Annotated in this window: 12 protein-coding genes; all 12 read left to right on the top strand. The window is 71.2% G+C overall.

Features of this window, described 5'->3' with window-relative positions:
- Nucleotides 1-82 precede the first annotated feature (82 nt).
- Complete coding sequence (locus DEI81_RS06815) at nt 83-1,474, top strand: branched-chain amino acid ABC transporter permease (RefSeq protein ID WP_258368539.1); 1,392 nt, start codon at nt 83-85, stop codon at nt 1,472-1,474.
- A gap of 10 nt (nt 1,475-1,484) precedes the next feature.
- Nucleotides 1,485-2,471 carry a branched-chain amino acid ABC transporter permease gene (locus DEI81_RS06810; protein ID WP_111009776.1) on the top strand — a complete coding sequence of 329 codons (987 nt, stop codon included), beginning with the start codon at nt 1,485-1,487 and terminating at the stop codon, nt 2,469-2,471.
- The gene (locus DEI81_RS06805) at nt 2,464-3,471 is read left to right on the top strand and encodes an ABC transporter ATP-binding protein (RefSeq protein WP_111009775.1); all 1,008 of its coding nucleotides are present in this window, start codon (nt 2,464-2,466) and stop codon (nt 3,469-3,471) included. Before DEI81_RS06810 ends, DEI81_RS06805 begins: the two co-directional genes overlap by 8 nt.
- Nucleotides 3,468-4,220 (top strand): ABC transporter ATP-binding protein, encoded by a 753-nt coding sequence (locus DEI81_RS06800; RefSeq protein WP_111009774.1) that lies wholly within the window; start codon nt 3,468-3,470, stop codon nt 4,218-4,220. Before DEI81_RS06805 ends, DEI81_RS06800 begins: the two co-directional genes overlap by 4 nt.
- A 146-nt stretch (nt 4,221-4,366) precedes the next feature.
- A complete protein-coding gene (locus DEI81_RS15970; protein WP_111012172.1) occupies nt 4,367-4,561 on the top strand; it encodes a hypothetical protein in 195 nt (64 codons plus the stop codon).
- Nucleotides 4,562-4,677: 116 nt separating this feature from the next.
- Nucleotides 4,678-5,796: a GuaB3 family IMP dehydrogenase-related protein gene (locus tag DEI81_RS06795; RefSeq protein WP_111009773.1), complete on the top strand. Its 1,119-nt coding sequence runs from the start codon at nt 4,678-4,680 to the stop codon at nt 5,794-5,796.
- Between the two features lie 82 nt (nt 5,797-5,878).
- The gene (locus DEI81_RS06790) at nt 5,879-7,702 is read left to right on the top strand and encodes a glycerol-3-phosphate dehydrogenase/oxidase (RefSeq protein WP_111009772.1); all 1,824 of its coding nucleotides are present in this window, start codon (nt 5,879-5,881) and stop codon (nt 7,700-7,702) included.
- Between the two features lie 131 nt (nt 7,703-7,833).
- Nucleotides 7,834-8,364, top strand: a complete 531-nt coding sequence (locus DEI81_RS06785; protein WP_111009771.1) for a cation:proton antiporter regulatory subunit — start codon at nt 7,834-7,836, stop codon at nt 8,362-8,364.
- A gap of 4 nt (nt 8,365-8,368) precedes the next feature.
- Nucleotides 8,369-9,784 (top strand): cation:proton antiporter, encoded by a 1,416-nt coding sequence (locus DEI81_RS06780; RefSeq protein WP_111009770.1) that lies wholly within the window; start codon nt 8,369-8,371, stop codon nt 9,782-9,784.
- 12 nt (nt 9,785-9,796) lie between these two features.
- Complete coding sequence (locus DEI81_RS06775) at nt 9,797-10,636, top strand: SURF1 family cytochrome oxidase biogenesis protein (RefSeq protein WP_181435241.1); 840 nt, start codon at nt 9,797-9,799, stop codon at nt 10,634-10,636.
- Nucleotides 10,637-10,645: 9 nt separating this feature from the next.
- Complete coding sequence (locus tag DEI81_RS06770; RefSeq protein ID WP_111009768.1) at nt 10,646-11,098, top strand: DUF3817 domain-containing protein; 453 nt, start codon at nt 10,646-10,648, stop codon at nt 11,096-11,098.
- The gene (gene guaA, locus DEI81_RS06765; protein WP_111009767.1) at nt 11,095-12,675 is read left to right on the top strand and encodes a glutamine-hydrolyzing GMP synthase; all 1,581 of its coding nucleotides are present in this window, start codon (nt 11,095-11,097) and stop codon (nt 12,673-12,675) included. Before DEI81_RS06770 ends, guaA begins: the two co-directional genes overlap by 4 nt.
- Nucleotides 12,676-12,830 lie beyond the last annotated feature (155 nt).

The following is a 12,830-nucleotide window of genomic DNA, read 5'->3' as shown; positions in this document are numbered from 1 at the left end:
TCGGCGCAACCGCACGGACCGCCCGATCGGACGGAGGTCGTGCCGGAACCGTCGACGTCCGACGGTCCGAGAGGGAGGCTCAGTGGGTTCCACGACGTCGACGGGCACGGCGCCGCACACGCGCCGTCCCCGCACCCGGGTGGGCCGGCACCGCCCGGTCGTCCTGCTCCTCGCCGCACTGCTGTCGCTCGCCGCGGTCGTGGGCCTCCAGTGGGCGTCAGCGCCGCGCGCGGTCGCGGCCACGGCGGCGACCTGCACGGTGAGCGACGCGAACGGCTGCATCCAGGGCACGATCCTCGACTCGGACCGCGAGCCGGTCCGGGGAGCGGAGGTCCGGGTCACGGGACCCGGTGGGTTCGCCGAGACCTCCACGACGGAGGACGACGGTCGCTGGTCCGTCCGCATCACGACGTCGGGCCGGTACCGGGTCTCCCTCGATCAGACGACCCTGCCCCAGGGGCAGTACCTGGCCGACGCGCAGCAGGACGCGCGCCCCGTGCAGGCCACGGTCGGGTCGAACGCCGGCACGATCTTCCAGCTGACCACCGTCAAGGGCGCGACGAGCGCGAGCCTCGACGACGGTTCGGGCGTCACCTGGGGTCGGACCTGGCAGCAGCTCGCATCCGGCATCCGCCTCGGGCTGCTCATCGCGCTCGCGTCGGTCGGCCTCTCGCTCATCTACGGCACCACCGGGCTCTCGAGCTTCTCGCACGGCGAGCAGGTCACGCTCGGCGGGCTCCTCGCCTACCTGTTCGCGAACGTCCTGGGGTTCGACATCTGGCTCGCCGGGATCATCGTCGTCGTGCTCTGCGCGGCGACCGGGTACCTGCAGGACGCCGTGATCTGGCGCCCCCTCCGACGGCGGCGGATCAGCCTGACGCAGCTCATGATCGTGACGATCGGACTGTCGATCGCGCTCCAGTACGCGTTCCAGTACTTCTTCGGGGCGGCGACGGTGCGGATCCAGCAGGGCAACCCGCGCACGGTCGACTTCGCCGGCGTGACGCTGACCGTGCAGTCGTACGTCGCGATGGGCATCGCGGTGCTCGTGCTGGTCGGGACCGGCCTGTTCCTCGTCCGGACCCGCCTCGGCCGGGCCACCCGCGCGGTGTCCGACAACCCCGCACTCGCGGCGGCGTCCGGCATCGACGTGGACCGGGTGATCCGGTTCGTGTGGACCCTCGCCGCGGGCCTCGCCGGCCTCTCGGGCGTCATGCTCGGGCTCGTCCTCAACGGGGTGAACTGGCAGACCGGGCTGCAGCTGCTGCTCCTCATGTTCGCGGCGGTCACGCTCGGCGGCCTCGGCACGGCGTACGGCGCGCTCGTCGGCTCGATGGTGATCGGCATCGTCGTGGAACTCACGAACCTCGTGCTGCCCGGCGACTTCAAGTACGCCACCGCGCTCGTCATCCTCATCCTCGTGCTGCTGCTCCGGCCGCAGGGCATCTTCGGACGCGCCGAACGGATCGGTTAGGGAACGGACCATGGACTACCTCGTCAGCCTGCTCACGTCGCTCTCGGCCGAGGCGATCGCGCCCACCACGGCGGCGTTCGCCATCGCCGCGATCGGCCTCAACATCCACTTCGGGCTCACCGGACTGGTCAACATGGGACAGGCCGCGTTCCTGTTGCTCGGCGCGTACGGGTACGCGATCGCGGTCATCCACGGCGTGCCCGTGGGACTGGCGATCGTCATCGCACTGCTCACGGCGATCGTGTTCGCGGTCGTCCTCGGCATCCCGACGCTCCGGTTGCGGGGGGACTACCTCGCGATCGTCACGATCTCGGGCGCCGAGATCATCCGGATGGTGGGGCGTTCCAGCCTCCTGACGACGGTCACGGGCGGGTCGAACGGCCTCACCGGGTCGAGCTACCGCGACTCGTTCAACGCGCTGTCGTTCCTGCCCGAGGGCAGCACGCGGATCCTCTGGTTCGACTTCACGAACAACGGCGTCAACGGCTGGTGGATCCGCATCGTCGGTTGGGGCCTCGTCGCCCTGTTGTCCCTGATGCTGTTCGCGCTCACGCGGAGTCCGTGGGGGCGCGTCCTCAAGGCGATCCGCGAGGACGAGGACGCCGTCCGCTCCCTCGGCAAGAACGTGTACTCGTACAAGATGCAGGCGCTCGTGCTCGGCGGGGTGATCGGTGCGCTCGCCGGCATCGTGTACGTCCTGCCGTCGTCCGTCCAGCCGGACGCGATGGGCCGCTCGATGACCTTCTTCATCTGGACCGCACTCATCCTCGGCGGGGCGGCGACGGTCTTCGGCCCCGTGCTCGGCTCGGTCCTGTTCTTCGTCGTCCGGCTCGCCATCCGCACGCTCGCGAGCGACGTCATCCCGAACTCGATCATGAACACGCAGCAGGCCGAGCAGTTCTCGTACGTCCTCGTCGGGGTCGCGCTCATGCTGCTCATCGTGTTCCGCCCGCAGGGACTCCTCGGGAACAAGAAGGAGCTGACGTTCAGTGTCTGACCCCACGACCGCGGCCGTCGCCCTCCGGGACGTCCCGCACGCGCCCGGTTCCGCCAAGCCCGACCCCGTGCTCCGCGTCGATCGCATCACGCGCCGGTTCGGTGGGATGACGGCGGTGGACGTCGACCACCTCGAGGTGCAGCGCGGCGCGATCACGGCCCTCATCGGACCGAACGGCGCTGGCAAGACCACCTTCTTCAACCTGCTCACGGGCTTCGACAAGCCGAGCTCCGCGCCGCGCGCCCTCGCCCGGCGGCGCCCGGAGGACGCGGCGTGGGAGTTCGACGGCCGTCCGCTCGGCTCGGTCGGCGCGGCCGCGGTGGCCCGCGCCGGCATGGTGCGGACGTTCCAGCTCACGAAGGCGCTGTCCCGGCTCACGGTGCTGCAGAACATGCTGCTCGGCGCCACGGACCAGCCCGGTGAGCGGTTCTTCACGGCCCTCGTCAAGCCGCTGTGGGCCAAGCGGGAGGCCGAGATCACCGAGAAGGCGCGCGAGCTGCTCGCCCGCTTCTCGCTCCTCGACAAGCAGGACGACTACGCCGGGTCGTTGTCCGGTGGGCAGCGGAAGCTGCTCGAGATGGCGCGGGCGCTCATGTCCGATCCGACGATGATCATGCTCGACGAGCCGATGGCGGGTGTGAACCCCGCGCTCACCCAGAGTCTGCTCGGGCACATCCAGGGCCTCCGCGACGACGGCATGACCGTCCTGTTCGTCGAGCACGACATGCACATGGTCCGGCACATCTCGGACTGGGTCGTCGTGATGGCCGAGGGGCGCGTGGTCGCCGAGGGGCCCGCGGCCAGCGTGATGGAGGACCAGGCCGTGATCGACGCCTACCTCGGCGCGCACCACGACACGGACCTCGGTGACGACGCGCTCCTCAGCGACGAGACGCTCGACGAGCTCGAGCAGGAGGTCGCGGCCGAGGACGCCGCCCACGACCAGGACCACCCGGCGCCGCCGACCGCGAGCGACCACATCGGAGGAACCACGCGATGACCGCCACCATCGGGGAGCCCGTGTTGCGGGCCGAGAACGTCGTGGCCGGCTACCTGCCGGGCGTCGACATCCTGAACGGCTGCGACCTCGTGTGCGCGCCGGGGGAGCTCATCGGCATCATCGGCCCGAACGGCGCCGGCAAGTCGACGCTCCTCAAGGCGCTGTTCGGGCTCGTGACGGTCCGGAGCGGCAGCGTGACCCTCGAGGGCGAGGACATCACGAACCACCGGGCCGACAAGCTCGTGCGCGCCGGGATCGGGTTCGTCCCGCAGACGAACAACGTGTTCCCCTCGCTGTCGATCCAGGAGAACCTGCAGATGGGGATGTACCTGCGGCCGCGGGCGTTCGCCGAACGGCTCGAGGTCGTCTACGACCTGTTCCCCGTCCTCGGCCAGCGGCGGGGTCAGCGGGCCGGATCGCTGTCCGGCGGCGAGCGACAGTCGGTGGCCATGGCCCGCGCCCTCATGATGGACCCGAAGGTGCTCCTGCTCGACGAACCGAGCGCCGGGCTGTCACCGGTGCGGCAGGACGAGACGTTCATCCGCACCCGACGGATCAACAAGGCGGGCGTCTCGATCGTCATGGTCGAGCAGAACGCCCGCCGCTGCCTGCAGATCTGCGACCGGGCGTACGTCCTCGACCAGGGACGCAACGCCTACTCGGGCACCGGCCGTGCGCTCGCGGACGACCCGAAGGTGATCGAGCTGTACCTCGGTACCCTCGCGAAGGACGTCGACGCCGCCGGGTAGGCCGCGCCGACCGCGGGTGCCGCCGTGGGGGCGGCATCCGCCGGGAGGGCCGGACGAGGTCGCGCGAGCGCCGTGCGGTCCTCCCGCCCCCCGCACCACGCCCGGGAGGTCCGGGCCGCGCCCGCCCCGCTGCTAGCGTCGGGTCCGTGCCCACGTCCGGCCGCCGCCCCGCTCCCGAACACCGCCCCGTCCTCGACGGCGTGGTGTGGGTCGTGTTCGCCCTGCTCTTCGTCGGCGCGGCCCTCGTGCTCAAGGTGTTCGCGGTGCTCGTCGTCGTGCTCCTCGTCCTCGCCGTCGGACTCGGGCTGACGCTCCGGCTGCTCCGCCGCTCGCGTCGGTGACGCGCGCGGCGGCCGTTGCCGTGCCTCCCGGCCGTGCCCGACGCGTCGCTCGCGGACCGGTGCGCACCGTCCGGCCGGCCCGTTCCCGGGTCGGCCCGGCCCGCTAGTCTGACCCGGTGACTGAAGTCGAGATCGGGGCCGGCAAGCGCGGACGACGGGCGTACGCCTTCGACGACATCGCGGTGGTGCCCTCGCGGCGCACGCGCGACCCGCGCGACGTGTCCGTGCAGTGGTCGATCGACGCCTTCACCTTCGACGCGCCGATCATCGCAGCTCCCATGGACTCGGTGGTCTCGCCCGCGACCGCGGTGCACATGGGCCGCCTCGGCATGCTCGGTGTCCTCGACCTCGAGGGCCTCTGGACCCGGTACGAGGACCCGGAGCCGTACCTCGCCGAGATCCGCGAGCTCGCCGACGGCGACGTCACGGCCCGCATGCAGCAGATCTACGCCGAGCCGATCAAGCCCGAGCTCGTGACCGCCCGCCTCGCCGAGATCCGCGCCGCGGGCGTGCCGGTCGCCGGCGCGCTGAGCCCGCAGCGCACGCAGGAGCTGTACCAGACCGTCGTCGACGCCGGTGTCGACCTCTTCGTGATCCGGGGCACCACCGTGTCGGCGGAGCACGTGTCCCAGAACCAGGAGCCGCTGAACCTCAAGGAGTTCATCTACGAGCTCGACGTGCCCGTGATCGTGGGCGGCGCGTCGACGTACACGGCCGCGTTGCACCTCATGCGGACGGGCGCCGCGGGGGTCCTCGTCGGCTTCGGCGGCGGTGCGGCATCGACGACACGCGCGGCGCTCGGCATCCACGCGCCCATGGCCACCGCGGTGGCGGACGTCGCCGGTGCCCGGCGCGACTACCTCGACGAGTCCGGCGGCCGCTACGTGCACGTCATCGCCGACGGTGGGCTCGACACCTCGGGCGACATCGTCAAGGCGATCGCGGTCGGTGCCGACGCCGTCATGCTCGGCACGGCGCTCGCGCGTGCCACGGACGCCCCGGGCGGCGGCTACCACTGGGGCGCCGAGGCGCACCACCCCGAGCTCCCGCGCGGACGCCGGATGCACGTCGGCTCGATCGCGCCGCTCGAGGACGTCCTCGCCGGCCCGACCCCGACGAGCGAGGGCCGGGCGAACCTGGTCGGCGCACTCCGCCGGTCGATGGCCACCACCGGATACTCCGACGTCAAGGAGTTCCAGCGAGTAGAAGTGGTCGTGGCGCCGTACCACGCCTGACCCGCCCGCTCGGCGGTCGTCCGGAGCCCGGCGCCGCGGGCTGCGTCGCCGGCGTGGCCGACCACGCGGTACGGAGGCGGACATGGCCAGGACGACGGTCTCGAACTCGAACAAGATCGGTCCGGAGGAACGTGCGGCGGCCATCCAGGCCCTGAAGTCACGCGAACTCGACGTGCTCGTCATCGGGGGCGGCATCGTCGGCACGGGGAGCGCGCTCGACGCCGTCACGCGCGGGCTGAGTGTCGGCATCGTCGAGGCCCGGGACTGGGGATCGGGGACCTCCAGCCGCTCGTCGAAGCTCGTGCACGGCGGGATCCGGTACCTGGAGCAGCTCAACTTCGCGCTCGTCCGCGAGGCCCTCATCGAGCGCGGCCTGCTCCTGCAGCGACTCGCCCCACACCTCGTCAAGCCCGTGAAGTTCCTCTATCCGCTCAACCACCGGGTCTGGGAGCGGTTCTACATCGGGATCGGCATGGCGATGTACGACGCGTTCAGCTGGAGCGGCGGGCGACCCCCGGGCGTCCCGCACCACCGGCACCTGTCGAAGCGCCAGGTGATGCGTGCGATCCCGAGCCTCGCGAAGGACGCCCTCGTCGGCGGGATGACCTACTACGACGCCCAGGTCGACGACGCGCGGTACGTCGCGTCCCTCGCCCGCACCGCAGCGGCGTACGGCGCCCACGCCGCCAGTCGGGTGCGGATCGAGGGCTTCGTCAAGGTCGGCGAGCGCGTCGTGGGGGCGAAGGCGCACGACATCCAGACCGGTGAGCGGTTCGACATCCGCGCGAAGCAGGTCGTCAACGCGACGGGCGTGTGGACGGACGACACCCAGGCGATGGTGGGGGAGCGGGGCCAGTTCAAGGTCCGCGCCTCGAAGGGCGTGCACCTCGTGATCCCGCGTGACCGGTTCCAGTCGACCATGGGCATGATCCTGCGCACCGAGAAGAGCGTGCTGTTCGTGATCCCGTGGGGCCGGCACTGGCTCGTGGGCACGACGGACACCGACTGGGACCTCGACAAGGCGCACCCCGCCGCGACCGCTGCGGACATCGACTACATCCTCGAGCACGTCAACCAGGTCCTCGCGGTGCCGCTGACGCGCGAGGACGTCGAGGGCGTCTACGCCGGACTCCGCCCGTTGCTCGCGGGCGAGTCCGACCAGACGTCGAAGCTGTCCCGCGAGCACATCGTCGCGCACACCGTGCCCGGGCTCGTCGTCGTCGCGGGCGGCAAGTGGACGACCTACCGCGTGATGGCGAAGGACGCGATCGACGAGGCCGTCGCCGCGCTCGACGGCCGGATCCCGGAGTCGATCACGGACGAGATCCCGCTGCTCGGCGCCGAGGGCTACCCGGCCGCGTGGAACCGGCGCGGCAGGACGGCCCGGGCGTACGGGCTGCACAAGGTCCGGCTCGAGCACCTGCTCAACCGGTACGGCACCCTCGCCGACGAGGTCCTCCGGCTCGTCAGCGAGGACCCGACGCTCGCCGAGCCGCTGCCGGGGGCCGACGACTACATCGGCGCCGAGGTCGTGTACGCGGCGAGCCACGAGAGCGCCCTGCACCTCGAGGACGTCCTCGCCCGGCGGACGCGCATCTCGATCGAGGCGTGGGACCGCGGCGAGTCGGCCGCACCCGTGGCCGCGCGGCTCATGGCGGGCGTGCTGGGCTGGGACCGCGAGCGCACCGAGGAGGAAGTGGGCAACTACCTCAAGCGCGTCGCGGCGGAGCGGGCGAGCCAGCTCGAGCCGGACGACGCCTCCGCCGACCGCGTGCGGCTCGAGGCGCCCGACATCGCGTTCGGCTTCGAGGAGGACGACGTCAAGGTCGGCGGCCCGGGTCGCCAGGACGGCGGCCGCGCCGAGGACGAGCAGGTGATCGGCGAGAAGACGACCGAGCCGCGCTGACCGCGGCGGACCCGGCCGGACGGCGGACGGGAGGGACGGTGCGGGCGCGCCGCGCTCCTCCCGGTCCGCGGCGGCGGGAATCGCGCGAGCGCGTGCGCGGTTAACATGGGCGACAACAAAGGGAGTCATCCATGGTCGACGTTCATCGCGTCAAGCTCCCCGGCGTCGGCGTACTGCACAGCTTCTACACCGACGACGGTGGCAAGTGCGGGGTCATCACGCACCGGTCGGGGCACTCCGACCTCATCTCCTTCGCCGACGTGTCGGACGGCGCCGACCGTGCGCAGAAGGTCTCGCTCCGCCTCAGTGAGGACGAGGCCCACACGCTCGCCGAACTGCTCGGCGGCACCCGGATCACGGAGGGCCTGTCGAAGCTCGACGAGATCCCCGGGCTGTCGATCGACTGGTTCAGCGTCGACTACGAGGACGCCATCGCCGGCAAGCCGCTCGGCGACCTGGCGGCCGCGGGCATCATCGGCCTCACCGTCGTCGCGGTCGTCCGTGGCGACTCGGCGAACCCGGCGCCCTCCGGCGACTTCGTCGTGTTCCCGGGCGACACCATCGTCGTCGCGGGTTCCCCGGAGAAGGTCGCGCGCGCCTTCGCCTACTACCGCAGCGGTGTACTGACGGCGGCGTCCGTCGAGGCCCCGCCCGGAGGATAGGGCGATGCACCTGGGTGGTGAGCTGCTGACCATCGGCGGCCTGTTCCTCATCGCCTACGTCCTCGGACGTCTCGGCAAGCTCATCGGCCTGCCGGCCATCCCGATCTACATGGTGGTCGGACTCATCGCGAGTCCGCACTCCACGTGGATCGGGCTGAGCATCGAGTCGCACACGATCGAGCTCATCGCGACGTTCGGGCTCGTGCTGCTGCTGTTCAACCTCGGGCTCGAGTTCGACCAAGAGGAGTTCTACGGCAACGCGGGCAAGTTGCTCGTGTCCGGCGGCACCTACGTCGCGATCAACATGGGCGTCGGGTTCGCGTTCGGCTTCTCGCTCGGCTGGGGCACGCGCGAGGCCCTCGTCGTCGCGGGGATGACGGCGACGAGTTCGAGCGCGATCGTCACGAAGCTCCTCATCGAGCTCCGGCGCCTCGCGAACGACGAGACGCCGATGATCCTCGGCGTCACGGTCATCGAGGACGTCTTCATCGCCATCTACCTGGCGATCGTGTCCGTCGTGCTCAGCGGCGACACGAACATCTGGGCGGTCGTCGGCAAGCTGGCGCTGTCGTTCGGGTTCCTCATCGTCATGTTCTCGCTCGCGCGCTGGGGCGGCAGGTTCGTCTCGCGCGCCTTCAACACCCGTGACGACGAGCTGTTCACGGTGCTGTTCTTCGGGCTCGCGGTGCTGTTCGGGGGGCTCGGTGACCTGCTCGGCGTGACGGACGCCATCGGCGCGTTCGTCATCGGCCTGCTCTGCGGTGCCACGCGGTACCGCGACCGCATCGAACAGCTCGCGCTCCCGATGCGGGACGTCTTCGGCGCGTTCTTCTTCGTCAACTTCGGGCTGGGCCTCGACGTCTCGACGTTCGGCGTCGTCGTGTGGCCGGTGCTCGGCGCCGTGCTCATGACCGTCGTCCTCAACGCGATCGCCGGCCAGGTCGTGGCCCGGATGAACGGGTTCGGCGCCCAGGCGGGCATCAACACCGCCGTGATCCTCGTCAACCGCGGCGAGTTCGCGCTCATCCTCGCGACGCTGTCGGCGGCCGCGGGCCTCGAGGCGCGGATCACGGCGTTCGCGGGGCTGTACGTCCTCGTGATGGCGATCCTCGGTCCGCTCCTGGCCGTGAACGCCGACCGGATCGGCCTCCTCGTGCTCCGCCCGGAGCGGCGGCGTGCGCGTGCTCGGACGGCCGCGGAGCAAGCGCGGCGAGCTGAGCGTGATCGCATGTTCGCCGAGGAGATCGCCCTCGTGGAGGCAGCGGGCAGCGAGACGCGCGAGAATGGTGCACCGGAGGAGGCACCGGTGCTCGTGGAGGACCGCGAACCCGTACCGGCGTCGCCGATCGACCTCCACGCGGAGCAGGCCGGGCAGCAGTCCGACGTCCGCGCCGAACGACAGCGGGATCCGGAGTACTGACACATGTGGGCTGTGGCGCGTCGACCGCGGTGGATCGGTCTCCTGGTCCTGGCGCTCGCCCTCGCGGCGCTGTTCGCGTTCCTCGGGCGGTGGCAGCTCGAACGGGCGATCGCGACGGCGAAGGTCGGTCCCGCCTCGACCGAGAACCAGCAGGTGCTCGACCGCGTCACGAAGCCGCAGCGCTCCATGCCGGAGGACCTCGCCGGTCAGCGGGTCTCCGTGCGAGGGCACTTCGTCGCGGGCGACACGGTGGTGCTCACCGGGCGCAGCGGCGGTGGCCGCTTCCAGACGGTCGGGCACTTCGTCGACAGCAGCTCGGGCGCCAGCCTCCCGGTCGTCATCGGGTACGCGGACGCGCGGCGGGCGGCCCTCGCGGGTGGTGCCCGGGCCGCCACGGGTCGTACCGTCACGGTCGAGGGCCGCTACTACCCGTCGGAGTCACCCGACCAGGACGCGTTCCAGAAGGGCGAGCACAGCGCGGTGGCCGCGGCGTCGCTCGTCAACGAGTGGCACGACTTCGACGGCGAGATCTACGGCGGGTACGTGGTCGCCACCCATCCGACGGCGGCCCAGGCGCACCTCGGCACGATCGCCGACCGGGCGCCCACCCGGAACGTCCAGTTCAACTGGCTCAACCTCTTCTACGCGGTCGAGTGGGTCGTCTTCGCGGGCTTCGCGGTGTTCCTCTGGTACCGGTTCGTCAAGGACGCCTGGGAGCGTGAGCAGGACGAGGCGGCCGGTGACGACGACGGGCCGGACGACGACCGCGATCCCGACCCGGACCTCCCGGTCGGCTCTGCGGGTGCTCAGGACTCCCAGCTGCTCGCCGGGGCCCACGCGGGCCACCGGTAGGATCGGTCCATGGCCCTGACCGTCCGCACGCGTGACATCCGCAAGATCCCGGGGGCGGTCCGCCTGTACCGGGTCTCCGCGTACATCACGGGTGTCATGCTCCTGCTGCTCGTGCTCGAGATGGTCCTCAAGTACACGCCGATGCACACCGAGATGCAGCTGGGCGGCAACGGCTTCTTCGTGCCCGAGGGCACCTCGGGCAAGGCCCCCGGCACGTTCGACCTGTCGATCGGGATCCTCATCGCGCACGGCTGGCTGTACGTGCTCTACCTCTTCGCCGACTTCCGCCTGTGGAGCATCATGCGCTGGAAGCCGCTGCGCTTCCTGCTCATCGCCCTCGGCGGTGTCGTCCCGTTCCTGTCGTTCTTCGTGGAGCACCGCATGGCGGGCATCGCGCTGGCGACCCACCATGAACTCGTCGCGCAGCACCAGCAGGCGCGCCAGAAGGAGGCCGCTCGGTGAGCGAGACCGACCAGCGTCCCGTCCTCGTCGTCGACTTCGGCGCCCAGTACGCGCAGCTCATCGCCCGTCGCGTGCGCGAGGCGAACGTCTACAGCGAGATCGTGCCGCACACCGTCACGGCCGACGAGATCAAGGCGAAGGACCCCGCCGCGATCGTCCTGTCGGGAGGGCCGTCCAGTGTCTACGAGGCCGGCTCGCCCGACCTCGACGAGGGCATCCTGGAGCTCGGTGTGCCCGTCCTCGGCATCTGCTACGGCTTCCAGGTGATGGCGAAGTCACTCGGCGGCGAGGTCGCGAACACCGGCCTCCGCGAGTACGGGGCCACCGACGTCGAGCTCGTCGGTGACGGTGGCACGCTGCTCGGCGGCCAGCCCGCGGCGCAGACCGCCTGGATGAGCCACGGCGACTCCGTGCGCACCGCGCCCGAGGGCTTCGAGGTCCTCGCGTCGAGCTCCTCGACCCCGGTCGCGGCCTTCGGGTCCGACGAGCGCAAGCTCTACGGCGTGCAGTGGCACCCCGAGGTCAAGCACTCCGCCGAGGGCCAGCGGGTCATCGAGAACTTCCTGCACAAGGCGGCGGGCCTGCCGGGTGACTGGAACGCCGGCAACGTCATCGCCGAGCAGGTCGAGCGGATCCGCGAGCAGGTCGGCTCGGCGCGGGTCATCGCCGGTCTGTCGGGCGGTGTCGACTCCGCCGTCGCCGCCGCGCTCGTGCAGAAGGCCGTGGGCGATCAGCTCACCTGCGTCTTCGTCGACCACGGCCTGCTGCGCGCCGACGAGCGGAAGCAGGTGGAAGAGGACTACGTCGCCTCGACCGGCGTCCGGCTCGTCACGATCGACGCCGAGCAGCAGTTCCTCGACGCGCTCGCCGGTGTGTCCGACCCGGAGCAGAAGCGCAAGATCATCGGGCGCGAGTTCATCCGGACGTTCGAGTCCGCGGCCGAGGCCCTGGTGCTCGAGGCGAAGGCGGACGACGACGCGGGCGAGGTCAGGTTCCTCGTGCAGGGCACGCTCTACCCCGACGTCGTCGAGTCCGGCGGCGGGACGGGCACCGCGAACATCAAGTCGCACCACAACGTCGGCGGCCTGCCCGAGGACATGACGTTCGCGCTCGTCGAGCCGCTCCGGACCCTGTTCAAGGACGAGGTCCGGGCGATCGGCCGTGAACTCGGCCTGCCCGAGGTCATCGTCGGGCGGCAGCCGTTCCCCGGCCCGGGCCTCGGCATCCGCATCGTCGGCGAGGTCACGAAGGACCGCCTCGACCTGCTCCGTGCGGCGGACGCGATCGTCCGCGCCGAACTCACCGCGGCGGGCCTCGACCAGGAGATCTGGCAGTGCCCCGTGGTGCTGCTCGCCGACGTCCGGTCGGTCGGCGTGCAGGGCGACGGGCGGACCTACGGGCACCCGATCGTGCTGCGCCCCGTCTCCTCGGAGGACGCCATGACGGCGGACTGGACGCGCCTGCCGTACGACGTCCTCGCGCGGATCTCGAACCGGATCACGAACGAGGTGCGCGACGTCAACCGCGTCGTGCTCGACGTCACGTCGAAGCCGCCGGGCACCATCGAGTGGGAGTAGGGCCCTCCGGGCCAGGGGCCAGGGGCCCCGGGCCCGGGCCCCGATCTGCTCACGCTGACGACAAGTGCGCATGCGTCCGCATGCGCACTTGTCGTCTGTGCGCGCGCATGCGCTCGCATGCGCACTTGTCGTCTGTGCGCGCACTTCCCGCTCCG

This window comes from Curtobacterium sp. MCBD17_013, assembly GCF_003234565.1.
Lineage (GTDB): Bacteria > Actinomycetota > Actinomycetes > Actinomycetales > Microbacteriaceae > Curtobacterium.
Note: the sequence above shows the minus strand (reverse complement) of the source record. Positions and strands in the feature narration are given on the sequence as shown.

Excerpts from the sequence above, each read along its gene's own strand:
- DEI81_RS06810 (WP_111009776.1), top strand. The coding sequence starts at position 1,485 with ATGGACTACCTCGTCAGCCTGCTCACGTCGCTCTCGGCCGAGGCGATC.
- DEI81_RS06800 (WP_111009774.1), top strand. The coding sequence starts at position 3,468 with ATGACCGCCACCATCGGGGAGCCCGTGTTGCGGGCCGAGAACGTCGTG.
- DEI81_RS06790 (WP_111009772.1), top strand. The coding sequence starts at position 5,879 with ATGGCCAGGACGACGGTCTCGAACTCGAACAAGATCGGTCCGGAGGAA.
- DEI81_RS06785 (WP_111009771.1), top strand. The coding sequence starts at position 7,834 with ATGGTCGACGTTCATCGCGTCAAGCTCCCCGGCGTCGGCGTACTGCAC.
- DEI81_RS06780 (WP_111009770.1), top strand. The coding sequence starts at position 8,369 with ATGCACCTGGGTGGTGAGCTGCTGACCATCGGCGGCCTGTTCCTCATC.
- DEI81_RS06770 (WP_111009768.1), top strand. The coding sequence starts at position 10,646 with ATGGCCCTGACCGTCCGCACGCGTGACATCCGCAAGATCCCGGGGGCG.